This window comes from uncultured Serinicoccus sp. (assembly GCF_947487915.1).
Lineage (GTDB): Bacteria > Actinomycetota > Actinomycetes > Actinomycetales > Dermatophilaceae > Ornithinicoccus.
Genome location: NZ_CANKYH010000004.1, coordinates 138,448 through 161,361, shown reverse-complemented (window position 1 = coordinate 161,361; position 22,914 = coordinate 138,448). Strand labels below are relative to the sequence as shown.

Sequence of the window (22,914 nt, the reverse complement as noted above, 5' to 3'; positions counted from 1 at the left end):
AGCGCCGCGAATGGTGGTCAGTAGGCCCGCCCGCGCAGGATGACGTGAGCCGGGTCGGCCAGGACGCGCACGTCGGCACGCGGGTCCTCGGCGTAGACGACGAGGTCGGCCGACTCCCCCTCGGCGATGCCCGGGCGGCCCAGCCAGTCGCGGGCCGCCCAGGTCGCGGCGCCGAGGGCCTCGACCGCGCTCAGGCCGGCCCGGGTCAGCGCCTCGACCTCCTGGGCCACGAGACCGTGCGGCAGCTGACCGCCGGCGTCGGTGCCGACATACACCGGTATGCCTGCCTCGTGGGCCTGGGCGACCGTCTCGTGGCGGCGCGCGTAGAGCTCCATCATGTGGTCGGCGTAGGTCGGGAACTTGCCGCGCCCCGCCTCGGCGAAGCCCGGGAAGTTGTCGATGTTGACCAGGGTCGGGACGATCGCGATCCCCTGCCGGGCGAAGGTGTCGATGGTCTCGTCGACGAGGCCCGTGGCGTGCTCGATGCAGTCGGTGCCGGCGGCCGCGAAGTCGACGAGGGACTGCTCACCGAAGCAGTGGGCGGTCACCCTGGCACCCTCCTCGTGCGCGGCTGTGATGGCCTCGGTCAGCACGTCGACGGGCCAGCAGGTGCCGAGGTCGCCGGTCTCCCGGTCGATCCAGTCGCCGACGAGCTTGACCCAGCCGTCACCTGCCCGGGCCTCCTGCCGGACGTAGTCCACGAGGTCCCGGGGCTCGATCTCCCAGGCGAAGTTGCGGATGTACCTCCGGGTCCGCGCGATGTGGCGGCCCGCCCGGATCAGCCGGGGCAGGTCCTCACGCTCCTGCACCCACCGGGTGTCCGCCGGACTTCCTGCGTCCCGCAGGAGCAGCGCACCGGCGTGCCGCTCGGCCAGGGCGTGCTCCTCGGCGCGCGCGTCGTCGACGGCGCCCTGCGCCTCGAGCCCCACGTGGCAGTGGGCGTCGACCAGGCCCGGCAGGGCATACCCGCGGATCGTCTCGACCTCCCGACCGGCCGGCGCGTCGAGGCTCACGCGCCCGTCGACCACCCAGACCTCCCCCAGCACCTCCTCGGGTCCCACGAGGACCTGTCCCTCGATGTGCAGCACCGGTGCGCTCACGTGGCGTCTCCTTCGTCGCAGGTATGCCGCGACCACCGTAGCCGCCGCCCCCGTCCGTAGACTCGACCCTCGTGTCCACCGACCTCTCCCCCACCGCCGGACCCGCGCGGCAGCCGCTGCGGGTGCCGCGGGTCGACCTGGGCTCGATGCTGCGGGACGCCGCGGCCGGCCGGTTCCCGGACTCGGACGGGGGCTTCTCCCGGGCGGCTCCGTGGAAGGACGGTCTCGAGGGGGCCGTCGCCTTCACCGGTCACGCCGTGATGGTCGTCGCGGACGACGTCAGCGACGGGCAGCTGGCCGGTCTCGGGGTCCACGGCTTCGGCGGTGCCCACGAGCCGCGCACCACCCTGGCCCTGGCCGGCGGTGGCCCCATCGGGGTGCTCGACGCGCTGCTGGTCGGCCACGGGACAGGCGCCGGCGGTCCCCTCGTGCCCCGCGCCGACCTCGCCAAGACCGACCGTGCCGCCCACGCCGGGGAGTGGCGCACCGAGGTCGACGTCTACGGGCTGTCCGACCCGCAGGTCACCTCGCTGGCCACCCTCTCGCGCGGCATCGGCGGACTCCCCGAGGTCGGCATCCAGGCCGAGGACGGGTATGCCGCCGCGCTGCTGGAGGGGGTCCTCGGCCGGCTGCCCCCGGGGGAGGTCGTGCTCGCGTCGGTGACCCCCGGCAACGCTCGCTCGCTGCGGTTCTTCCTGCGGCGCGGCTTCGTCCCGGTGGCCAGCGAACAGCTGTGGAAGCCGCGGCGCGAGCACGCGGCCGACCTCGGGCGCTGAGCGGGAGCCTCACAGCACCCCGGCCGCCCGGGCTGGCTCGGCGTAGGCACGGGCCAGGGAGTCGACGGTCTCGTGCGCGTTGAGCCCGCTGGGGTTGGGCACCACCCAGAGCTGGGCACCCGCGAGGTCCTCGGGCTGAGGCCCCACCACCGCGCCGCGCACGCCGAACGCGCTGCGGTAGGCCGTGATCCCGGCCACCGCGACCACCGCCGGCCGCGTCTCGCGCACCGTCCGCACGAGTCGCCGTCCGCCCTCGCGCAGCTCCTCGGCGGTGAGCTCGTCGGCCCGGGCGGTGGCGCGCCGCGCGAGGTTGGTGATGCCGATCCCCCGCTGCAGCAGGTGGACACGGTCCAGCTCGCTCATGCCCGCCGCCGGGTCGACGGCACGCTCGATGACCCCCGCCCGCGCCAGGGCCGGATAGAACCGTTTGCCCGGGTGGGCGAAGTGCGTCTGCGTCGCTGCCGTCCACAGGCCGGGGTTGATGCCGACGAAGAGCAGCCGCAGCGACGGTCCCCCGGCCTCGGGCAGCAGGTCCGGCACCTGCGCGTCCCGGAAGGACTCGAGCTCGGCGCGGGTGAAGCGCGCGGCCATCAGCCCACCTCGAGACCGACCCCGGCCCACGCCTCCCGGAGCGTGTCGGCGACCTCGGGCTGGTCGGCATACCGCTCCCGGGCCGACTCCAGGGTCGCCGCCGCGAACCCGGCAAAGCCGACGTCCCGGGGGATGCGCCCGCGGGTGGCGAGCGTGTCGTACCAGACCTGTCCGGCCCGCTCCCAGGACCGTCCGCCGAGCCCGGTCGCGAAGAGGTGGAAGGCCTTGTTGGGGATGCCCGAGTTGATGTGCACCCCGCCGTTGTCGTTGTCGGCGTCGTGCGGCAGGTCGACGAAGTCGTCGAGGTGGGACGGCTGCGGGTCCCGCCCCAGCACCGGGTCGTCGTAGGCCGTCCCCGGCTCGCCCATCGAGCGCAGCGCCCGCCCCTGGACCCGGTCGGTGAGCAGGTCGGCCCCGATGAGCCAGTCCGCCTCCTGCGCGTCCTGGCCGCGCACCCGCTGGCTGACCAGCGCACCGAAGACGTCGCAGACGGACTCGTTGAGAGCACCGGACTGCCCGACGTAGGTCAGGCCGGCGGTGTACTGCACCAGCCCGTGGGACAGCTCGTGCGCGATGACGTCCAGGCTCCGGGTGAACCCGGTGAAGTAGAGGCCGTCCCCGTCGCCGAAGACCATCTGTCGGCCGTCCCAGAAGGCGTTGGCGTAGCTCTGCCCGTAGTGGACGGTGGCCGGCAGGAGCAGCCCCCGGTCGTCCAGGGAGTCACGGCCGTAGGCCCGGGCCAGGAGCTCCCAGGTGGACCCGAGCCCGTCGTAGGCCTCGCCGACCGCGGGGTCGCCGGTCTCCGGGTCGCCCTCGGCACGGACCAGCCGCCCGGGCAGCGCAGTCCCGCCGTCGGCGTCGTGGACGCGTCGCCGGGGGGTCGCAGCCTCCGGCACCGCCGTGGCGCTGCCCCGGCCCTCGCGACGGGTGTCGGGCGGGGCCTGCCCGGGCAGGGTCGCGGGCAGGATGCCGCCCTGCAGCGGCGCGTGCCCACCCGGCCACCGGGTGGCCTCGATCTCCCGTCGCCCGCGGGTGTCCGCGCTGTCGCGCAGGGTGAACTCCATGGCCGGCGCGAGCTCGGGCTCGGCCTGGGCGATCCGGGTGAGCAGGTAGCCCGGGATGATCGTGCAGCGTGTCCCCGTCATGGCCTCACTGTGCCACGGGCCGCCGACAGACCCGCCCCGTCGGGAGCGCTCAGTCCTTGCCGTCCTGCAGGTACTTCTCGAAGCCCGAGGGCAGCTTCAGACCGGACAGGTCCTGCCCGGTGGGCGCGTCGTCCCCGCCGGCCGCACCGGCACCGAAGGCGCTCTCGAAGGACTTCTCCCGGGCCGCGTTCTGCTTGGCCACCGCGTCCCGCTCCTGCTGCGCCCGCTTGGCCGGGTTGCCCGACTTGCCCTTCTTGCGCTGCGGCGCCTTGCCCTTGCGCGCCCCACCGGCACCGCCCGCGCCGGGCATCCCCGGCATGCCGGGCATGCCTCCGCCCTTCTTGAGCTGGCGCATCATCTTCTGTGCCTCGCCGAAGCGCTCGATGAGCTGGTTGACCTCACCGACGCTCACCCCCGAGCCCCGGGCGATCCTGGCCCGCCGCGAGCCGTTGATGATCTTCGGGTGACCACGCTCCAGCGGTGTCATGGACCGGACCATGGCCTCGACCCGGTCGAACTCCCGCTCGTCCAGGGAGTCCAGCTGCGCCTTCATGCCCTGCATCCCCGGCATCATGCCGAGCATCTGCTTGAGCGAGCCCATCCGCTTGATCGCCGACATCTGCTCGAGGAAGTCGTCGAAGGTGAAGTCCTCGTCGGAGAGGAACTTGCGGGTCATCTCCTTCGCCTGCGCCTGGTCGAAGGCCTGCTCGGCCTGTTCGATGAGGGTCAGGACGTCACCCATGTCGAGGATGCGCGAGGCCATCCGGTCGGGGTGGAACAGCTCGATGTCCTTGACGCCCTCCCCGGTCGAGGCGAAGAGGATCGGCTGCCCGGTCACCGTCGCCACGGAGAGCGCCGCGCCACCGCGCGCGTCGCCGTCCAGCTTGGAGAGCACCGAGCCGGTGATCCCGACGCCGTCGGCGAAGGCCTTGGCCGTCTCCACGGCCGCCTGACCGATCATCGCGTCGATGACGAAGAGCACCTCGTCGGCCTGGGTCTCCAGCCGGATGTCGTGGGCCTGCCGCATGAGGTCGACGTCCACCGCGAGCCGACCCGCGGTGTCGATGATGACCACGTCGTGGCTCCTGCGCCGCGCCTCCTCGACGCCGTCGACCGCGACGTCGACCGGGTCACCGAAGGACCGCGTCCCCTCCCCCGAGTCCATCGCGGCGTCGTGGCCGAAGATGTTGCCGCGCTCGGGGGCGAAGACCGGGACCCCGGCCCGCTGACCGACCACCTCCAGCTGGGTGACGGCGTTGGGTCGCTGCAGGTCGGCGGCGACGAGCAGCGGGGTGTGCCCCTGGTCGGCCAGCCACTTGCCCAGCTTGCCCGCGAAGGTCGTCTTGCCCGATCCCTGGAGACCGGCCAGCATGATGACGGTCGGCGGGTTCTTGGCCAGGTTCAGCCGGCGCGTCCGACCACCCAGGATCGCGACGAGCTCCTCGTTGACGATCTTGACGATCTGCTGGGCCGGGTTGAGCGCCTGGTGCACCTCGGCGCCGAGCCCCCGCTCCCGGATCCGACCGGTGAACTCCTTGACCACCGGCAGCGCGACGTCCGCGTCCAGCAGCGCCATCCGGATGTCGCGGATGGTGGCGTTGAGGTCGGACTCGGTGACGGTCCCCTTGCGCTTGAGGTTGCGGAAGGTCTGCGTCAGGCGGTCGGAGAGGCTGGTGAACACCCGCCCAAGGATACGTGCCGGTGGGCCACGGCCGCGTCGCCCGTCCACCGGCGCCGCCGCGCGACCGGGCCGCGGCGTCCGCATACTGGAGCGGTGCCCCCCTTCGACCTCACCGCCGCCGCGCGTCGCCGCCTGTCGCTGGCGCTGCGGGACCGGGTCGCCGGAGCCGACGCCCCCCGCCGGGCCCAGGCCGTCTGGCTCGACCCCGGGCCCCGCCGCTTCGCCCCGCACGACCCCATCTGCCGGGTGCACGGGCACGCAGGGATGTATGCCGGTGGCATCCGCGCGCTGCTCCTCCAGTCGCTGCACCCGCTGGCCATGGCGGGCGTCGGTCAGCACTCGGGCTACCGCGGCGACCCCTGGGGCCGCCTGCAGCGCACCAGCGAGTTCATCGCGATGACGACCTACGGCCCGGTGGACGCGGCGCAGCGGGTCCTCGACCGGATCAACCGGGTGCACCGGACCGTCGTCGGCACCTCCGCCGACGGCCGCCCCTACGCCGCCACCGACAGCCACCTGCTGCGCTGGGTGCACGTCGCGGAGATCGACAGCTTCCTGCGCGCCCACCAGCACTACGCCCGCACGCCGCTGACGAAGGCCGAGGCCGACGCCTACGTGGCGCAGACCTCGTGGGCCGCCGCGCAGCTGGGCGTCCTCGACCCTCCAGAGTCGGTCGAGGAGCTCGAGCAGGCGCTCACGGCATACCGCCCCGAGCTGGAGGCGAGCGAGGGGGCACGGGACGTGGCCCGCTTCCTGCTCGCCGAGCCTCCACTGCCGTGGGCGGCCCGACCGGGCTTCTGGATGCTGGCCGCGGGGGCGGTCACCCTGCTGCCGGGGTATGCCCGTGACCTGCTCGGTCTGCACCTGCCCGACCCCCTGCGCCCGCTCGAGCCGACCGCCCTGGCCCTCCTGGACCCCCTCGGCCGGCTCGGCACGGCCGCCGTCGGATGGGCGCTGGCGAACCCGGAGGACCCGCGGAACGCGCCGACCAGCTCGGCGGTGGTCGACCGGACCGGCCCGGTCCACGACTCCTGGCGCGAACCTGTTCCGGTGCCGTGATGCATCACCGCACCGGAACAGGTTCTGGCCACGAGTGGTCGACCCGTCAGCCGGTCAGCCGACGATCGCGCTGACGAAGGCCTCCGCGTCGAACGGCGCCAGGTCGTCCGGGCCCTCCCCGAGGCCGATGAGCTTGACCGGGACGCCGAGCTTGCGCTGCACGTTGATGACGATGCCGCCCTTGGCGGTGCCGTCCAGCTTGGTCAGGACGATGCCCGTGATCGCGACCTCCCGGGCGAACTCCTCGGCCTGCCGCATGCCGTTCTGCCCGGTGGTCGCGTCCAGGACGAGCAGCACCTCGCCCACGGGAGCGACCTTCTCCACCACCCGCTTGATCTTGCCCAGCTCGTCCATGAGCCCCCGCTTGGTGTGGAGGCGTCCCGCGGTGTCGATGAGCACGACGTCGACCTCGGCCTCGACCCCGCCCTTCACCGCGTCGAAGGCCACGGAGGCGGGGTCGGCGCCCTCGGCGTGCGAGCGGACGGTAGGCACGCCCACCCGCTCCCCCCACGTCTGCAGCTGGTCGGCGGCCGCGGCGCGGAAGGTGTCCGCGGCCCCGAAGAGCACGTCCTTGTCCTCGGCGACGAGCACCCGACCGAGCTTGCCCACGGTCGTCGTCTTGCCGGTGCCGTTGACGCCCACCACGAGGATGACCGCAGGGTGCTCCCCCGTGCGGCTCGCCGCGATGCGCCGGTCGAGCGACGGGTCCACGAGCCGCAGCAGGTCGTCGTGGAGCCACTGCCGCACCTGCTGGGGGTCGCTCGTGCCCTCCACCTTCACCCGGGTGCGCAGGGAGTCGACGAGCTCCTGGGTCGCCTCCACCCCGAGGTCCGAGGCCAGCAGGGTGTCCTCGACGTCCTCCCACGCCTGCTCGTCCAGGCCGCCGCGGGAGAGCAGCGAGAGCAGCGCCTGGCCGATGGCGCTGTTGGACCGGGCCAGCCGGGCCCGCAGCCGCTGGAGCCGGCCACGTGCGGAGTCGGGGCGCTCGAGGGTGGGCGTCGGTGCCTCGGGCTCCTCGACGGCGACCCCGCCCCCGCGGTTGTCGACCTCGCCCGGGTCGGGCCGCTCCTCGACGAGGACGTCTCCCTCGGGGGCGTCCCTCTCCGGTCGCCCCTCTTCGTCCAGCGTGGCGGTGTCACCGCCACGCCCGCGCACCAGCGCGACCAGCAGCGCGAGACCCCCGAGCACCACGACGGTGACGAGGGTCAGAATCTCCCAGAGCTCATTGATCGGTCCCACCGGCACAGTGTCTCAGAGGCGCCGGCCGGCCCCGAACGAGATGGGCCGGCTCAGCTGGCGGCGCGGTACTCCTCCGCGCGGTACTCCTCCGCGCGGGCGTCCTCCGCGCGGGCGTCCTCCGCCCGGGCGTCCTCGGCCCGGGCGTCCTCGGCGCCCTGCTGCGCGGGGGAGGTCTCGGAACCCGCGGGGACTGTTGCCCCGGCGCGGGCGCCGGCCCCGGCCTGGCCCTGCGCGCCGACGGACCCGGAGCCGGTAGCGGCCGTGGGTGCACCGGTCGCGGCGGTCGCCGTCGCGCCCGCGGCAGCGTCCTCGGCCGGCGGCTGGCGGCGCGGCTGGCGGATGGACTGGGTGCGCTCGGCCGCGGACCGGCCGAGCTGCTCCCCACGGCTGCGGACCTGCTCACCCCGTCGGCGGGCACCCGCGATGAGCTCCTCCCCCTCAGGGGTCCAGAACTGGCCCCGCCCCTCGCGTCGGGCCTCGATCATGACGTACCCCACGACCCCCGCGCCCAGGGCGACACACATCAGCATGGCCAGGACAAGTGCAAGCATGGAGCCAGTGTGCCGCGCGCGAGCCCCCGGGACCGAACACGCGCCCGGCGTGTCCTGCGCGTGTCGCGCCGATCGTGAGCCGACTCACAGCACCGGACACTCGCCAGGCACGCACCGGACACGCGGCAGGACCGCACCGGACGCGCGGGCGGGCCGCTCAGCCCGGCAGCTCCCGGGCGATGCGCCCCAGCGTCTGCCGCGTCGAGGCGACGAGCCCGGCGTCCCCCACCCCCTCGCGCAGCTGCAGGGCCCGGAGGGCGGCCGCGTGCGCCTCGGCATACCTGCCCTCGTCGAAGAGCGCCTTGGCACGGTGCTGGTGGACGAGCGCGGTCCTGGGCTCGTCACCGGCCAGCACCTCCTCGGCCGCGTCCAGCAGCTCGTGCGCCTCGGCGAACTCCCCGCGCCAGTGGTGCACGTGGGCCAGCCGGACCGCGGCCGTGGCCCAGGCAGCGGTCCCCGGCTCCCGCTCGTGCACACGGTCCAGGCCTGACAGGAGCGCCCTGTCCAGCTCGCCGAGCATCCGCAGCAGCGCGACCGCGTGCGGGTCCTGCGGGGTCTCGGCGACCCACTCGCGCGTCTCCTCCTCGTCCAGCAGCTCCTCGCGCAGGGTCTCCTCGTCGATGACGTAGGCGGGGAACTCGGCGCCGCCGAAGACGACGGTCATGCCGGCGCCGGCTCGGGCGATCGCGTGGGTGGCTCGACCCCGTCGGCAGCGACGTCCTTGATCCGCTGGCTGACGACGGTGGTCACTCCGTCCCCGCGCATCGACACGCCGTAGAGCGCGTCGGCGATCTCCATCGTCCGCTTCTGGTGGGTGATGACGATGAGCTGGCTGGAGTCGCGCAGCTCCTCGAAGAGCGTGATGAGGCGACCGAGGTTGGTGTCGTCGAGCGCCGCCTCGACCTCGTCCATGATGTAGAACGGGCTCGGGCGGGCCTTGAAGATGGCCACGAGGAGTGCGACGGCGGTCAGCGACCGCTCCCCGCCGGACAGCAGCGAGAGCCGCTTGATCTTCTTGCCCGGGGGTCGGGCCTCGACCTCGATGCCGGTGGTGAGCATGTGCTCGGGGTCGGTGAGGGTGATGCGCCCCTCGCCCCCGGGGAAGAGCCGGGAGAACACCCGCTCGAACTGGGCGGCCGTGTCGTGGAAGGCCTCGGTGAACACCCGCTCGACCCGCTCGTCCACCGAGCGGACGATCTCCAGCAGGTCCTCCTTGGAGCGCCGCAGGTCCTCCACCTGCTCGGTGAGGAAGGTATGCCGTTCCTCCAGCGCCGCGAACTCCTCCAGCGCGAGAGGGTTGACCCGGCCGAGCTGCGCCAGCTGGCGCTCGGCGCGGCGCAGCCGCTTGTCCTGCACCTCGCGGACGAAGGGCTGCGGCTCGGGCGCCTCGGCGTCCGGGTCCTCGGGCGCGGGGTCGTCCGGTCCGGGGATGTGCGGCACGGGCAGGTGCGGGCCGTACTCCTCCACCAGCGTCTCCGGCGGCACCCCCAGCTCCTGCACCGAGCGCGCCTGGAGCGCCTCGATGCGCAGCCGCTGCTCGGCCCGGGCGATCTCGTCGGCGTGCACGGAGTCGGTGAGGTCGCGCAGGTCGTCGGCCAGCTCGCGGGCGCGCTGCCGGGCCGCCGCGAGCGCCTGGTCGCGCTCGGCCTGCTCGGCCCGCACCCGCTCCCGCTCCTGGGTGGCCTCCTCGAGCACCGCCGCGCTGCGCTCCAGCAGGTATGCCGCCCCCACACCCACGGCCTGCGCCGTCGCCCGCTCCCGGGCCCGGCGCTCGCGGCGCTCGGCGGCGCGGCGACGCGCGGCCAGCTCGCCGGCCGCCGCGGACTCGAGACTGTCGGCACGCCCGGCCAGCGCGGTGACGCGCTCCTCCTGGGTGCGCAGCCCGAGCCGGGCCTCGGTCTCGGCGCTGCGGGCCCGGGCGGCCGCCTCGGCCAGGCGCTCCCGCTGCGTGGTGTCCGGGTCGTCGGTTCCCTCCTGGGTGGCGAGCTCCTCGGCGTCCGCCAGCCGCTGCTCGAGCTCGGCGAGCTCGTCGCGGGTGGTGGCGAGGGACTCCTCCGCGGTGGTGATCGCGGTGGTGGCGCGCTCGTGCTCGGCGCGGGCGGTGCGCATGGTCTGCCCGAGCTGGGAGAGCTGCTCGGCGACGGCCGTCATCCGGGCGTCGGAGTCGTGCAGGGCGTCGAGCGCCTGGTCCGCCGCCCGCCGTGCCGACTCGAGGTCCTCGCGGGCCGAGCCCAGCGCGAAGGTCGCCCGCTCCGCGCGGGCCACCGCCTCGGCCACCCCGGTCCGGGCCTCCTCCAGCGCCGAGGTGAGCTCGAGCAGGCTGGGCGCCGCGGAGGATCCGCCGCGGAGCCACCCGGGGCCGTAGACGTCGCCCTCCGGGGTCACGACCGTGACGCCGGGCAGGGCCCGCACGAGCAGGGCGGCGTCGTCGGCGTCCCGCACGAGGGCCACCCGGGCGAGCAGCCCGGTGACGGCGCGCAGCAGGGCCTCGTCACCGTCCCGGGCGCGGACCGTGTCGGCGGCCCAGACGGCATAGCCCGGCAGGTCCGGCCAGCCGGAGCGGTCCTCCTCCCCCGCGACCAGCTCGGGCACGAGCAGACCGGCCTGTCCCTGGTCCTCCTCGCGCAGCCACGCCAGCGCCTCCCGGGCCGGCTCGAGACCGTCGATGACCAGCGCCTCACCGGCCCACCCGAGGGCGGCCGCCACGGCGCCCTCGCGGCCCGCCTCCACCTGGAGCTGGTCGGTCACCGTGCCCCGCAGCCCCTGCACGTCGTCGGCCGCCAGCAGCGCGCTGGCGCCGTCGGTGCGCCGCAGGCTCATCGACAGCGCCTCGACGCGGGCCTGCCAGCGGGCCTGCTCGGCGTGCGCCTCGCGCACCTCCTCGGTGAGCTGCTCGACCTCCGCCTCGGCCTCGCCCCGGCGCTCCTCCGCCTGCTCGTAGTGCTCGTCCAGCCCCTCCTCGCCGTGCTCGACGTCGAGCACGGTGCCCTCCAGCGCCGCGAAGTCTCGCTCGGCCTTGTCCGCCCGCTCGACGACGGCCACCGCCACCTGCTGCAAGCGGGCGATCTCACCCTCCCCGGCCTCGACCCGCGAGCGCCGCGCCGCGACCTGTCCGGTGAGCCGGGCCAGACCCTCGCGCCGGTCGGCGGCGGCGCGGGCCAGCCGCTGCAGCCGCGCCTGCTCCTGGGCGTGCGCGTCCTCGGCCCCGGCGCGCGCGGTCTCGGCGTCGGCGAGCGTCTGCGCCAGCTCGGCCACCCTCGCCTGCAGGTCCGCCTCCTCCTGGCGCACCCGCGCGGCCTGGGCGCGCAGCTCCTCGGGGTCCCGGCCACGGCGCGACCGGCCGCTCTCCTCGGCGGCCAGGTCCTCCTCCTCCGCCCCGAGCAGCCGGACCCGCTCGGCGGCGAGGTCGCCCAGGGCGCGCACCCGCTCCAGCAGCGAGGACAGGGCGTACCACCGGTCCTGGACCTCGGTGAGCGCCGGGGCCGCGGCCGCCCGCTCCTGCTCGAGCCCGGCGACCTGGGCGTCGGCGGCCCGAGCCGCCTCCTGCACCGCCGTGCGCCGCTCGACGAGCGCCCGCTCGTCGGCCAGCTCCTGCTCGAGCGCGCTGGTCAGCTGCACGAGGTCGTCGGCGAGGATCCGCAGCCTGGCGTCCCGGACCTCGGCCTGGATGGTCGCGGCCCGACGCGCGGTCTCGGCCTGTCGACCCAGGGGGCCCAGCTGGCGCCGGATCTCCGAGGTGAGGTCGGCGAGGCGGGTGAGGTTGCCCTCCATCGTCTCCAGCTTGCGCAGCGCACGCTCCTTGCGCTTGCGGTGCTTGAGCACCCCCGCGGCCTCCTCGATGAAGCCGCGCCGCTCCTCCGGGGTCGCCCGCAGGACCTGGTCCAGCTGGCCCTGCCCGACGATGACGTGCATCTCCCGCCCGATGCCGGAGTCGCTGAGCAGCTCCTGCACGTCCAGGAGCCGGCAGGAGGTGCCGTTGATGGCGTACTCCGAGCCGCCGGTGCGGAACATCGTCCGGGTGATGGTCACCTCGGTGTAGTCGATCGGCAGCGCGCCGTCGGTGTTGTCGATGGTCAGCGACACCTCGGCCCGCCCCAGCGGCTGTCGCCCGGAGGTCCCCGCGAAGATGACGTCCTCCATCTTGCCGCCCCGCAGGCTCTTGGCGCCCTGCTCCCCCATGACCCAGGCGAGCGCGTCGACGACGTTGGACTTGCCCGACCCGTTCGGCCCGACGATGCACGTGATCCCCGGCTCCAGGCGCATCGTCGTCGCCGAGGCGAACGACTTGAAGCCCTTGAGGGTGAGGCTCTTGACGTACATCGACCTGCTCTTCGCTCTCGGCTCCGGGACGGCTCGTCCGCCAACATACCTGCCGGGTATGCCGCCACCGCGCCGCCGCGCGGCCGTCCGCCCGGCGGGTCCGCGGACCGGTCAGCGCTCGAGGAACCCTGTCGTCCCCGCGCGCGCCGGGTGCCGCTGCACCACCACCCCGTCGACCCGGCCCGGCCGGCTGCGCGTCGAGGGGTCCTCGCGCAGCAGGTCGACGAGGGCGTCGACGGCGGACCGCTCGCCCTGCGCGCTGACCTCCACCCGGCCGTCCGGGAGGTTCAGGGCGTGTCCGACGAGCCCGAGCTCCAGCGCCCGGGAGCGCGTCCACCAGCGGAAGCCGACACCCTGGACCCGACCACGGACGAAGATCAGCGCACGCTCCATACCCGCGAGACTACGGTGGGGGTATGCAGCAGCCACCCGCCAGCAGCCCCTCGTACGAACCCGTCGCCGACCGTCCGGTCCGGTGGGGTCTCCTCGCCGCGGGAGGGATCGCCCGGGCGCTGGGCGAGGCGATCGCCGCCGTGGACGGTGGCCAGGCGGTCGCGGTCGCGGCGCGGGACGGCGAGCGGGCCCGGGCCTTCGCGCAGGAGTTCGGCATCCCGCGCTCCTACGGGGGCTACGACGAGCTCCTGCAGGACCCGGAGGTCGACGTCGTCTACATCTCCTCGACCCACCCCTTCCACCACGAGCAGGCCCTGGCCTGCATCGCCGCGGGCAAGCACGTCCTCGTCGAGAAGCCCACCACGCTCACCGTCCACGACACCGAGGAGGTCTTCGAGGCCGCGCGGGAGGCGGGGGTCCTGGCGGTGGAGGCCATGTGGACCCGCTTCCAGCCGATCGTGCTCGACGTCCGGGAGCGGGTGCGGTCGGGCGCGATCGGGGACGTCCGCAGCTTCCACGCCGCGTTCCCCGTGCCGTTCGACTACGACGAGACCCACCGCCTCTTCGACCTCACCAACGGCGGCGGCGCCCTCATGGACCTGGGCATCTACCCCGTGACCCTGGCGCACCTGCTCGTGGGGCACCCGACCCACCTGCACGTCCTGGGCTCGAAGGTCCCCACGGGAGCCGACGCCCTCGTGGCGCTGCAGTGGATGACGGCGGACGGTGCCGTCGCCCAGGTCATGACGGACTCCCGCTCGCACGGCACCACCGAGACGATCGTGCGGGGCACCGAGGGGTCGATCACCCTGCACGGCCCGCTCAACCACCCCACCTCCTTCACCATCCGACGAGGTGAGGAGGAGGAGACCGTGACGGGTGACCGGCGGGGCTACGAGCACCAGGTGGAGGAGGTGCACCGCTGCCTGCGGGAGGGGCTGGCGGAGTCGCCGCTGGCACCGCACGCCGACACGGTGGCGATCATGACGATCCTGGAGAGCGCGCGGCGCGAGCTGGGGGTGCGCTACCCCCAGGAGGACGCCCCCCTGCACACCTGAGGCAGGATGGCACCGCGATGACCCAGCTGCTCCTCTTCCTGCTCCTCGGGTGCGTGATCCTTGCCGCCCTCGGCCAGACGGCCACGCCCCCGACGGGACGGCTGCCGCTGCGCCGGTGGACCCCGGTGCACGTGGCCGACCTGGTCGGGCGGGGGATGCGGCTCTTCTTCGACGCCGGCAAGGAACGCTCGCGCCGGCAGGACGTCGCCCGCGAGGAGGTCGAGGGCCGCGGTTCCCTGGAGCAGCACGAGGGGCCCATGCCTCCCCCGCCCCCGAACCCCGAGGACCCGCCCCCGGACCGGTGAGGGCTCAGGCGCGGACCCGGGGCACGGTCTGGCACCGCGGGCAGTAGTGCGAGCTGCGGTTCATGAACTCCTCGCGCCGGATGGCGCTGCCGCAGCGTGCGCACGGGCGGCCGGTCTGGCCGTAGGCGTCCAGCGAGCGGTCGAAGTAGCCGCTGGCGCCGTTGACGTTGACGTAGAGCGCGTCGAAGCTGGTCCCGCCCTGGGCCAGCGCCTCGCGCATGACCTCGGCGGCGTGGTCCAGGAGGCGGCCGATCGCGGGCCGGGTCAGCGCCGAGGCGGGGCGCCGGCCGTGCACCCCGGCTCGCCAGAGCGCCTCGTCGGCGTAGATGTTCCCGATGCCGCTGACGACTCCCTGGTCCAGCAACAGCCTCTTCACCGCGACGTTCTTCGACTTCATCGTCCGGATCACGCTCGGCCGGTCGAAGGCGTCCTCGAGCGGGTCGGGGGCGATGTGGGCGACCGGTTGCGGTATGCCGTGCCCGTGCCCGCCGTCGGACCCGGGTCGCTCGTCGGAGCCGGGCGCCGCAGCCCGACGGTGCGCGTCGGGCAGGAGCGGGGTCAGGGCCAGGCCGCCGAAGGTGCGCTGGTCGACGAAGCGCAGCTGCGGCCCGTCGTCGTCGAAGTCGAGGGTCGCGTGCAGGTGCTTCTCCCGCGGCGCGTCGCCTCGCTCCACGAGCAGCTGGCCGCTCATCCCGAGATGCATCACCAGGGCGTGCGGGTCGTCGTCGGGGGGATCCAGGACCAGCCAGAGGTACTTGCCCCGCCGGTCGGCCGCGAGGACCTCGGCCCGGCGCACCCGTGCCGCGAGGTCGGCCGGCCCGCCCTCGTGCCGCCGGGCGACCCGCTGGCCGAGGAGGTGGGCGGTGCTGATCCGGCGCCCGACGACGTGCTCGGCGAGCCCTCGACGCACGACCTCGACCTCGGGCAGCTCGGGCACGGGGCTCTCAGCCCGTCCGGACGTCGCGGGCAGGGTCGACGCTGGGAGCGGTCGCGACCACCTCGGCGGCGCGGTCGGTCAGCAGCCGCCACCCGTGCTCGGCGGCCTGCTGCTCGGCGAGCTTCTTGGACCGGCCCACCCCGGTCCCCACGACCTCACCACCGACGACCGCCCGCGCCGTGAAGGTCTTGTCGTGGTCGGGCCCCTCGGCCTCCAGGACGTACTCGGGCGGCCCGAGCTCGGCCGCCGAGGCGACCTCCTGCAGGCTGGTCTTCCAGTCCAGCCCGGCGCCCAGGTCGGCGCTGCGGGCCATCACCGGGTCCAGGACGTGGTGGATGAAGGTGTCCGCCCAGGACAGCCCGAGGGAGACGTAGAGGCAGCCGATGACCGCCTCGGTCGTGTCCGCCAGGATGGAGTCCTTGTCGCGGCCTCCGGTCGCCTCCTCGCCCTTGCCGAGCAGCACGAACTGGCCGAGGTCGATGGTGCGCGCGACCTCGGCGAGGGCACGCGAGTTGACGACCGCGGCGCGCAGCTTGGCCAGCTGGCCCTCGGACAGGTCCGGGTGCGTGCGGTAGAGCGTGTCGGTGACCACGACCCCCAGCACGGAGTCACCGAGGAACTCCAGCCGCTCGTTGTGCGGCTGCCCGTCGTGCTCGTAGGAGAACGACCGGTGCGTCAGGGCACGCAGCAGCAGCGCCTCGTCGCACCGCTCACCGACGACCTCGGCGAGGTAGTCGTTGAGCTCGGCGACGGGGCGCATACCGCGGTCCGGGTCAGCCCTGGTGCTCGGTGCGCTCGGCGGCGGCGTAGTGCCGACCGCCGTAGGAGCCGCAGGACGGGCACGCCTGGTGCGGGGTCGCCACGGCCTGGCACTGCGGGCAGGTGGTCAGCGCGATCGGGGCGGCCTTCCACTGCGAGCGGCGGTGCCGGGTGTTGGAACGGGACATCTTCCGCTTGGGAACGGCCACGTCAGGTCCTCTTCTCGTCGTCGTCGGCCGGGCTGGCCATCGCGGCCAGCGCCGACCACCGGGGGTCGATCACGTCGTGCTCGTGCTCCGGGTCGTCGGCCAGGCGTGCCCCGCACTCGGAGCACAGTCCCGGACAGTCGTCCCGGCATACCGGTTGGAAGGGCAGTGAGGTCACCACGGCGTCCCGGACAACCTCTTCGAGGTCCATCAGGTCGCCGTCGAGAGTCCGCTGCTCGTCCTCGTCGGCGCTCGCGTCCTTCTCGCTCCCGGGTCGACCCGCCACCTGCTGGTGGTGCGCCGCCCGGTCCGGGTAGGCGTACAGCTCCTGGAAGGGGACGTCGAGGTGCTCGACGATCTCGTCCAGGCAGCGCACGCACTCCCCGACCACCGTGGCCTGGGCCTCCCCCGTCGCCAGGATCCCCTCGACCACCGACTCCAACCGCAGATCCACCTGCACCGGCGCGCCGGCAGGGATCGCGATGACGTCGGTGCCCAGGGGCTCCGTCGTGGTCACCTCACGCGAGACCTCACGCATCGTGCCGGGCCGGCGGACCAGCTCCCGGGTGTCGAACACCCAGTCGCGTTCCGTCTGCTGGGCAGCCATGCTGAAGTCCCTCACGTGTGTCTGACCTGCTGATCGGGGTTCGGCCCTGATCCGTGGCACGGAGGCAGGAAGGACACAAACCGACTGCTCAGACTACCGGAGCGGACGGCCCGGGCTCAAATCTGCCGCAGCGCCCGCAGGACCGGGGCGGGGACCAGGGCGGAGACGTCGCCGCCGAGCCGGTGGACCTCCTTGACCAAGGAGCTGGAGACGTGCTCCAGCGCCGGGTCCCCGGGCAGGAAGACGGTCTCCACCCCGGTCAGGTGGCGGTTCATCAGGGCCATCGGCAGCTCGTAGGTGAAGTCGGTGCCGCCCCGCAGCCCCTTGACCACGGCCTGGGCGCCCGCCTCCTGGCACACGTCGACGAGCAGGCGCTCGGCATACGCCTCCACCCGGACCGCCGAGGCGGCCTCCTGCGGCAACGACTGCCGGACGAGCTCCAGCCGCTGCTCGACCGGGAACGTGCCCTGCTTGGCCGGGTTGTGCATCACCGCGACGAGCACCTCGTCGTAGAGCGCGGCGGCCCGCACGACGACGTCGACGTGACCGAGGGTCACCGGGTCGAAGGATCCGGGGCACACGCAGCGACGGGTCGTCATGCCCAGAGCCTACTGTCGGCGCGACCCACCACCGCGCCGCTCAGTCCTCGTCGTCGAGCAGCCCGTCCTGCTCGGCCTGCTCGACCAGCGAGCGCACCTGCTCGATGCCGACGCCCTGGTCGAGGTGGCGCCCCCGGACCTCGAGGAAGGCCGCCCCCAGGTCCGCACGGTCCTGGTCGGACACCTCGTCGCGGGCCGGGTTGAGGATGGTCAGCTCCTCCTCGGTCAGGTGGTGCTGCAGCACCTCGTTCATGGCCTCGACCGCGTCGTCGAACTTCTGGGTGTCGGTGCCGGCGCACTCGAGCAGGTCGAGCAGCGCGCGGTTGATCTCTGCGTGCTCCTCCTCGCCGTGCTCGGCCTCGTGCTCGTCGATGGCCTCCTTCCGCCGCAGCCGGGGGTAGACCTTCTCCTCCTCGGCCTCGCCGTGCGCGATGAGCACGGCAGCGAAGGCCTGGCGGGCGGACTCACGGTCCGAGCTGCTGTCGCGCAGCTCGCGCATGAGCTCCTCGAAGAGGCGGTGGTCGGCCAGGATGAGGTCGACGACGTCACCGGAGACGGGTCGGGGGATCGTGTATGAGGTCATGGCCCGATCCTGGCAAACGGCCGGCTCAGGCGCTCGCCGGGGTGGCGGGCTCGGCGAGGTGCACGGCGGTCTCGCCGTAGCGGCGGGTGTCGAGGTGGGCCAGCCCGGGGGGCCAGGCCGGCTGCGGGGAACGGGCGCTGCGCTCCAGGACCACGAGCCCGTCGGGGTCCAGCCACGGGACGAGCGCGGCCAGCACCTCACCGAGCTCGGCCTCCCCCAGGTCGTACGGCGGGTCCAGCAGCGCCAGGTGGAACGCCTCGCCCTGCGGCCCGGCCCTGAGCACCTCGGCCACCGGGGCCGTCCGCACCTCGACGCCCGAGAGCCCCAGGTCGGCCGCGTTGCGCTCGACGATCCGGGCGGTCGCCCGGTGGCGCTCCACCGCCAGCAGCCGGCCCCCGCCGCGGGAGACCGCCTCGAGACCGAGGGCCCCCGACCCGGCGAAGAGGTCGAGCACGGCGCACCCCTCGAGGTCGAGCAGCGACTCGATCCGGGAGAACACCGCCTCCCGCACCCGGTCGGTGGTGGGCCGGGTGAGCGCCCCCCGAGGGGTGTGCAGGCTGCGCCCCCCGGCGGACCCGGCGATGATGCGGGTCATCGGCTCACCCCCGCTCCAGGAAGGCCGCCCGGGCCGCGTCGAGCCGCGTCAGGGCCTCGGCGAGCTCGGGGTGCCGCTCCAGCTCGGGGTCGGCCTCGACCGTGCGCCATGCCGCCTCGTGCGCCTGGACGATCAGGTCCTCGTCGCGGGAGAGGCGCAGGAAGCGCAGCCCGCTGCGCCCCCCGCTCTGGCTCGCGCCGAGCACGTCGCCCTCGCGCCGGCTCTCCAGGTCCAGCCGGGCCAGCTGGAAACCGTCGGTGGTCGCCGCCACCTGCTCCAGCCGCTCCACGGCGGCCGGGTCGACCCCCTCCCCCTGGGTGAGCAGCAGCGCCAGCCCCGGCCGCCCGCCCCGGCCCACCCGGCCCCGCAGCTGGTGGAGCTGGGAGATGCCGAAGCGGTCGGCGTCCAGCAGCACCATGGTCGTCGCGTCGGGCACGTCCACGCCCACCTCGATGACGGTGGTGGAGACGACCACGTCGACGCGACCCGCGGCGAAGGCCACCATGACGGCGTCCTTGTCCTCGGCGGGCATGCGGCCGTGCAGGACCTCGATGGTCAGCTCGCTCGTCGCGGCCAGGCCCCGGAGGCAGCGCGCCACCTGGTGCACGCCGTGGAGGGCGGGCGGCGCCGCGCCCGGCACGTCCGGCGCCCCGAGGAGGTCGGCGCCGTCGTCGCCGGTGGTGCCCGCCGACCCGGCACCCGTGGGGAGCCCGGGCCCGGCCCCACCCGTGCCGGGCAGGTCCGGGTCGTCGACGTCCCCGATCCGGGGGCACACGACATACACCTGGCCGCCCCCGCGGACCTCCTCGGCGACCCGCTCCCAGGTGCGGCGCACCCAGTCGGGGCGCTGACCGTCGACGACGAAGGTGTGGATGGGGCGGCGGCCGCCGGGCAGCTCGCGCAGCGTGGAGATCTCCATGTCGCCGTAGACGGTCATCGCCACGGTCCGCGGGATCGGGGTCGCGGTCATGACGAGCACGTGCGGGGCGGTGCCCTCGGGCGCCTTCGCGCGCAGCGCGTCACGCTGCTCCACGCCGAAGCGGTGCTGCTCGTCGACGACGACCATGGCCAGGTCGGCGAACTGCACGTGCTCCTGGATGAGCGCGTGCGTGCCGATGACGATGCCCGCCTCCCCCGAGGCCGCCGCGAGCAGCGCCGCCCGGCGTTCGGCGGTGGACTGGCTGCCGGTGAGCAGGGTGATCCGGGTGCCCTCGGCCAGGCCCCCCAGGAGCCCGGCCTCGGCGATCGGGCCGAGCATCTGGGACATGGACCGGTGGTGCTGGGCCGCGAGCACCTCGGTGGGCGCCAGCAGCGCCGCCTGCCCGCCCGAGTCGACGACGGCCAGCATCGCGAGCAGGGCGAGGACCGTCTTGCCGGAGCCGACCTCACCCTGGAGCAGGCGGTGCATCGGGACCGTCCGGGCCAGGTCGTCGAGCAGCTCGGCCAGGACCGTCTCCTGCCCCTCGGTGAGCTCGAAGGGCAGCCGGTGCCGCAGCTGGGCCCCGAGTCCGTCCACGGCCAGGACGCGGGGACGGGCGGGCACGGCCTCGGCGGAGCGGCGGACCCGGGCGAGCTGGGCCTGCACCGTGAACGCCTCGGTGAACTTCAGCCGCCAGCGGCCACGGCGGTGCTCGGCCTCGGTGCGGGGCCGGTGCACGAGGCGGTAGGCCTCGAGCAGCCCCGGCAGACCCACCTCCCGGCGAACCTCCTCCGGGACGGGGTCGCGCAGCTGCTCCACGTGGTGCAGGACCAGCTCGAGGCACTGGCCGTGGACGATGGGCGACAGACCCTTGGTGGCGGTGTAGACCGGGACCAGCCCGTCCAGCAGCCACTGCGCGCCGCCCTCGCCGTCCTCGCCCAGGGTGGCGTAGTCCGGGTGGGTGAGCTGGAGGGTCTCGCGCCACACCCCGACCTGGCCCGAGCACACCACCCGCACCCCGGGCCGCAGGCGGTCCTGATGGCCGAAGGGCTTGAAGAAGGTCAGCTCGATCGTGCCGCCGGCGTCGTCGGCGACCTCCACCACGAGCCTGCGGCCCCGGCGGTTGCGCATCTGGTGCGTCGTCGCGGCCCGGACCGTCCCCACCACGACGACGTCCTCGCCGTGCGGCAGGTCGCGGAAGGCGGTGGGGCGGGTGGGGTCGAGGTAGGTCCGGGGGAGCCAGTCGAGCAGCTGCCCCACGGTGCGGATGCCGCGCGCCCGCTCGAGGATCCGGGCGCTGGTGCCGACGACGTCGCGCAGGCCGACGTCCAGGGGGTTGAGGTCGCCGTCCGCCACGGCGCGCAGGTGCCGCTGCGCCATCACTCGACCCCGATGAGCACGGCGTAGGTCGGTTGGCCCCCGTCCAGGACGGAGAGCTCGACCTCGGTGCCGGCCGCGCGCCCGGTCAGCTGCCGCTCGACCTCGGCGCGCACCTGCGCGTCGCCTCCCTCGCCGAGCAGGACGGTGACCAGCTCGACACCGGGGTGCCAGAGGGTCTCCAGCACCGCCTCGGTGGCCGGCGCCAGGGCGTCCTCGACGGCGACGATGGCGTGGTCGACGATCCCGAGCCACTGGCCGGGGCGGCACGGACCGACGGGGGTCTCGGCGCCGCGGTCGGCCCGGGTCAACGCGCCCCCGTGCACCCCACCGGCGGCCTCCCGCATCGCGCGTGCAGCACTGTCGAGGCGCCCGTCCGGGTCCAGGACGGCCAGGGCGGCCAGTCCCTCGGGCAGCGAGCGGGTGGGCACCACCTCGACCACCAGGCCCTCGCGCCGCGCCTCCGCGGCCGCGGCCCGCGCCACCATGACCATGTCCTCGTCGTTGGGGAGCACCAGCACCCCCTCGGACTCGCAGGCGCGGATCGCGGCGAGGAGCTGGCCTGCCGACGCGCGACGCCGTGGCCCGCTGGGCACGAGGACCGCGCCGGCCGAGCCCATGAGCCCGGCCACGCCGTCACCGAGCACGCAGCTGACCACCTGGAGGCCGGTGGGCAGACCGGCCGAGCCGCCGCCGGAGGGGCCGCCGCAGCGGTGGTCGCCCCCCGCGCCGTGGGCTGCCGCGTCCCCGGTGAGGGAGGTGTGCCGCACATCGCTCACGACACCGGCCAGCCCCCCGGCCTCGAGCGCGGCCGAGGGGTCGTCGAGGTGGACGTGCACCTGGTAGTCGTGCGGCCCGCCGGCCACGGCCACGGAGTCGCCCACGTGCGTGAGGTGGGAGCGCAGCCGCGCGGCGCGCTCGGGGTCGCTGCCGGTCAGCAGGAACATGACCTCGACGGTCCCGCCGGCCTCCGCCGACCCGGTGCGCGCGGGCTGCCCGGTGCCGGTCGACCACCAGCCGGGCACCTCGCCCTCGGAGCCGGCCGGCAGGTCGAGCAGCACGGTGTGCAGCGCCTCCACGACCAGCACCAGCCCCGCCCCACCCGCGTCCACGACCCCGGCGTCGCGCAGCTCGGCGAGCTGCTCGGGGGTGCGGGCGAGCGCGTCCTGGGCCTCGCTCAGGGCGGCCGCGACCACCTCGGCGACGTCGCCCTCCCCCGCCTGCACGGACCCTCTCGCGCCCTGGGCGGCGGCCCTGGCGACGGTGAGGATGGTCCCCTCCACCGGTGTCGCCAAGGCGTCCCAGGCGCTGCGTGCCGCCTGCTCGAAGGCCGCGGCGACCTCCTCGGGGCCGACCGCCTCGACGTCGGGGCCGACGGCGTCCGCCAGCCCCCGGGCGAGCTGGGCCAGGATGACCCCCGAGTTGCCGCGGGCGGCCAGCAGCATCCCGCGGGCGATGAGGTGCAGCCCGTCCCGCAGCCCCCCGGTGTCCTCACCGAGCTCGACCTGCACCCGGACGTGCTCCAGGGCCCCGTCGAGGGTGAGGAACATGTTGGTGCCGGTGTCACCGTCGGCCACCGGGAAGACGTTGAGCGCGTCGACCTGCTCGCGCGCCGCGGCGAGGGACAGCCGCGCCGTCATCGCCCACCGGCGGGCGGTCGCGAGGTCGAGGGCTGGTCCGGGCACGCCCCCAACCTAGTGCCCGCCCCCGACCACCCCCGCAGCCCCGCACCGGACGCGCCCAGGGACCGCACCCGGCGCGCGGTCGTGCAGCACCGGACGCGCAGGAGGACTGCACCGGAGGGATGATTTGGGCGCCCCGAGCAGCGTCCGGTACGCTGGTTCGGTTGCCTGCGCGCTCCGGCGCCGCGGGCTCTCGACCTCTCACCGGACGACCTTCAGGAGTACACCGTGGCTGCCACTTGCGACGTCTGCGCCAAGGGACCGAGCTTCGGTCACAGCATCTCGCACTCGCACCGCCGCACGAAGCGCCGTTGGAACCCCAACATCCAGCGCGTGCGCACCACCATCGGCGGCACCTCGAAGCGACTCAACGTCTGCACCTCCTGCCTGAAGGCGGGCAAGGTCACCCGCTGACCTCCCCCTCAGCAGGCC

23 protein-coding genes are annotated in these 22,914 nt (G+C 74.6%); 5 read left to right on the top strand and 18 right to left on the bottom strand.

From position 1 onward, the window contains the following. Positions 1 to 17 precede the first annotated feature (17 nt). Positions 18 to 1,100, bottom strand: coding sequence for an amidohydrolase family protein (locus Q0795_RS06125; RefSeq protein WP_298887950.1), 1,083 nt, complete (start codon positions 1,098 to 1,100; stop codon positions 18 to 20). 71 nt (positions 1,101 to 1,171) lie between these two features. Between Q0795_RS06125 and Q0795_RS06120 the strand changes: the two genes are divergently transcribed. Continuing rightward, the gene (locus Q0795_RS06120; RefSeq protein ID WP_298887949.1) at positions 1,172 to 1,876 is read left to right on the top strand and encodes an N-acetyltransferase; all 705 of its coding nucleotides are present in this window, start codon (positions 1,172 to 1,174) and stop codon (positions 1,874 to 1,876) included. 9 nt (positions 1,877 to 1,885) lie between these two features. Here the strand turns inward: Q0795_RS06120 and Q0795_RS06115 are convergent, their stop codons facing one another. From Q0795_RS06115 to ffh, 3 genes are read right to left on the bottom strand one after another with little or no spacing between them, the layout of a single operon-like run. Then, positions 1,886 to 2,467, bottom strand: coding sequence for a mismatch-specific DNA-glycosylase (locus Q0795_RS06115; RefSeq protein ID WP_298887947.1), 582 nt, complete (start codon positions 2,465 to 2,467; stop codon positions 1,886 to 1,888). Further along, positions 2,467 to 3,612, bottom strand: coding sequence for a M4 family metallopeptidase (locus tag Q0795_RS06110; RefSeq protein ID WP_298887946.1), 1,146 nt, complete (start codon positions 3,610 to 3,612; stop codon positions 2,467 to 2,469). The genes Q0795_RS06115 and Q0795_RS06110 overlap by 1 nt, the downstream gene beginning before the upstream one ends. 49 nt (positions 3,613 to 3,661) lie before the next feature. Further along, positions 3,662 to 5,293 carry a signal recognition particle protein gene (gene ffh, locus Q0795_RS06105; RefSeq protein ID WP_298887944.1) on the bottom strand — a complete coding sequence of 544 codons (1,632 nt, stop codon included), beginning with the start codon at positions 5,291 to 5,293 and terminating at the stop codon, positions 3,662 to 3,664. Positions 5,294 to 5,386: 93 nt separating this feature from the next. Between ffh and Q0795_RS06100 the strand changes: the two genes are divergently transcribed. Further along, positions 5,387 to 6,352, top strand: a complete 966-nt coding sequence (locus Q0795_RS06100) for an oxygenase MpaB family protein (RefSeq protein WP_298887942.1) — start codon at positions 5,387 to 5,389, stop codon at positions 6,350 to 6,352. Positions 6,353 to 6,406: 54 nt separating this feature from the next. On the opposite strand, the gene ftsY is transcribed toward Q0795_RS06100, so the two are convergent. The 5 genes from ftsY to Q0795_RS06075 all read right to left on the bottom strand — a co-directional run bounded on the left by ftsY (position 6,407) and on the right by Q0795_RS06075 (position 12,855). After that, on the bottom strand, positions 6,407 to 7,591 hold the full coding sequence (gene ftsY / locus Q0795_RS06095) for a signal recognition particle-docking protein FtsY (protein WP_298887939.1): 1,185 nt from the start codon (positions 7,589 to 7,591) through the stop codon (positions 6,407 to 6,409). A 50-nt stretch (positions 7,592 to 7,641) separates the two neighbouring features. Beyond that, a complete protein-coding gene (locus tag Q0795_RS06090) occupies positions 7,642 to 8,142 on the bottom strand; it encodes a hypothetical protein (protein ID WP_298887938.1) in 501 nt (166 codons plus the stop codon). Between the two features lie 157 nt (positions 8,143 to 8,299). Continuing rightward, positions 8,300 to 8,806, bottom strand: a complete 507-nt coding sequence (locus Q0795_RS06085; protein ID WP_298887936.1) for a hypothetical protein — start codon at positions 8,804 to 8,806, stop codon at positions 8,300 to 8,302. Beyond that, positions 8,803 to 12,462, bottom strand: coding sequence for a chromosome segregation protein SMC (gene smc, locus Q0795_RS06080; RefSeq protein ID WP_298887934.1), 3,660 nt, complete (start codon positions 12,460 to 12,462; stop codon positions 8,803 to 8,805). Before smc ends, Q0795_RS06085 begins: the two co-directional genes overlap by 4 nt. A gap of 111 nt (positions 12,463 to 12,573) precedes the next feature. Beyond that, positions 12,574 to 12,855, bottom strand: a complete 282-nt coding sequence (locus Q0795_RS06075; protein WP_298887932.1) for an acylphosphatase — start codon at positions 12,853 to 12,855, stop codon at positions 12,574 to 12,576. Between the two features lie 23 nt (positions 12,856 to 12,878). Here Q0795_RS06075 and Q0795_RS06070 point away from each other — a divergent pair, with 23 nt between their 5' ends. Together Q0795_RS06070 and Q0795_RS06065 are read left to right on the top strand one after the other, a co-directional pair. Beyond that, on the top strand, positions 12,879 to 13,913 hold the full coding sequence (locus tag Q0795_RS06070) for a Gfo/Idh/MocA family oxidoreductase (protein WP_298887930.1): 1,035 nt from the start codon (positions 12,879 to 12,881) through the stop codon (positions 13,911 to 13,913). A 17-nt stretch (positions 13,914 to 13,930) separates the two neighbouring features. After that, complete coding sequence (locus Q0795_RS06065; RefSeq protein WP_298887928.1) at positions 13,931 to 14,218, top strand: hypothetical protein; 288 nt, start codon at positions 13,931 to 13,933, stop codon at positions 14,216 to 14,218. Positions 14,219 to 14,222: 4 nt separating this feature from the next. On the opposite strand, the gene mutM is transcribed toward Q0795_RS06065, so the two are convergent. The 9 genes from mutM to Q0795_RS06020 all read right to left on the bottom strand — a co-directional run bounded on the left by mutM (position 14,223) and on the right by Q0795_RS06020 (position 22,485). Next, positions 14,223 to 15,155: a bifunctional DNA-formamidopyrimidine glycosylase/DNA-(apurinic or apyrimidinic site) lyase gene (gene mutM / locus Q0795_RS06060; protein WP_298887926.1), complete on the bottom strand. Its 933-nt coding sequence runs from the start codon at positions 15,153 to 15,155 to the stop codon at positions 14,223 to 14,225. A gap of 7 nt (positions 15,156 to 15,162) precedes the next feature. Further along, entirely contained in the window at positions 15,163 to 15,915 is a 753-nt protein-coding gene (rnc, locus tag Q0795_RS06055; protein WP_298887924.1) for a ribonuclease III, read from the bottom strand. Between the two features lie 13 nt (positions 15,916 to 15,928). Then, the gene (gene rpmF, locus Q0795_RS06050) at positions 15,929 to 16,123 is read right to left on the bottom strand and encodes a 50S ribosomal protein L32 (protein WP_058892500.1); all 195 of its coding nucleotides are present in this window, start codon (positions 16,121 to 16,123) and stop codon (positions 15,929 to 15,931) included. A 1-nt stretch (position 16,124) separates the two neighbouring features. After that, positions 16,125 to 16,727, bottom strand: coding sequence for a YceD family protein (locus tag Q0795_RS06045; RefSeq protein ID WP_298887917.1), 603 nt, complete (start codon positions 16,725 to 16,727; stop codon positions 16,125 to 16,127). Between the two features lie 116 nt (positions 16,728 to 16,843). Beyond that, on the bottom strand, positions 16,844 to 17,326 hold the full coding sequence (coaD, locus tag Q0795_RS06040; RefSeq protein WP_298887915.1) for a pantetheine-phosphate adenylyltransferase: 483 nt from the start codon (positions 17,324 to 17,326) through the stop codon (positions 16,844 to 16,846). A gap of 40 nt (positions 17,327 to 17,366) precedes the next feature. Then, entirely contained in the window at positions 17,367 to 17,909 is a 543-nt protein-coding gene (locus tag Q0795_RS06035; RefSeq protein ID WP_298887913.1) for a hemerythrin domain-containing protein, read from the bottom strand. Positions 17,910 to 17,934: 25 nt separating this feature from the next. Next, positions 17,935 to 18,504: a 16S rRNA (guanine(966)-N(2))-methyltransferase RsmD gene (gene rsmD / locus Q0795_RS06030; RefSeq protein ID WP_298887911.1), complete on the bottom strand. Its 570-nt coding sequence runs from the start codon at positions 18,502 to 18,504 to the stop codon at positions 17,935 to 17,937. 4 nt (positions 18,505 to 18,508) lie between these two features. Next, entirely contained in the window at positions 18,509 to 20,803 is a 2,295-nt protein-coding gene (locus tag Q0795_RS06025; RefSeq protein ID WP_298887909.1) for an ATP-dependent DNA helicase RecG, read from the bottom strand. Then, positions 20,803 to 22,485 carry a DAK2 domain-containing protein gene (locus Q0795_RS06020; RefSeq protein WP_298887907.1) on the bottom strand — a complete coding sequence of 561 codons (1,683 nt, stop codon included), beginning with the start codon at positions 22,483 to 22,485 and terminating at the stop codon, positions 20,803 to 20,805. The genes Q0795_RS06025 and Q0795_RS06020 overlap by 1 nt, the downstream gene beginning before the upstream one ends. Positions 22,486 to 22,710: 225 nt before the next feature. Between Q0795_RS06020 and rpmB the strand changes: the two genes are divergently transcribed. After that, positions 22,711 to 22,896, top strand: coding sequence for a 50S ribosomal protein L28 (gene rpmB / locus Q0795_RS06015; RefSeq protein ID WP_083519004.1), 186 nt, complete (start codon positions 22,711 to 22,713; stop codon positions 22,894 to 22,896). Positions 22,897 to 22,914 lie beyond the last annotated feature (18 nt).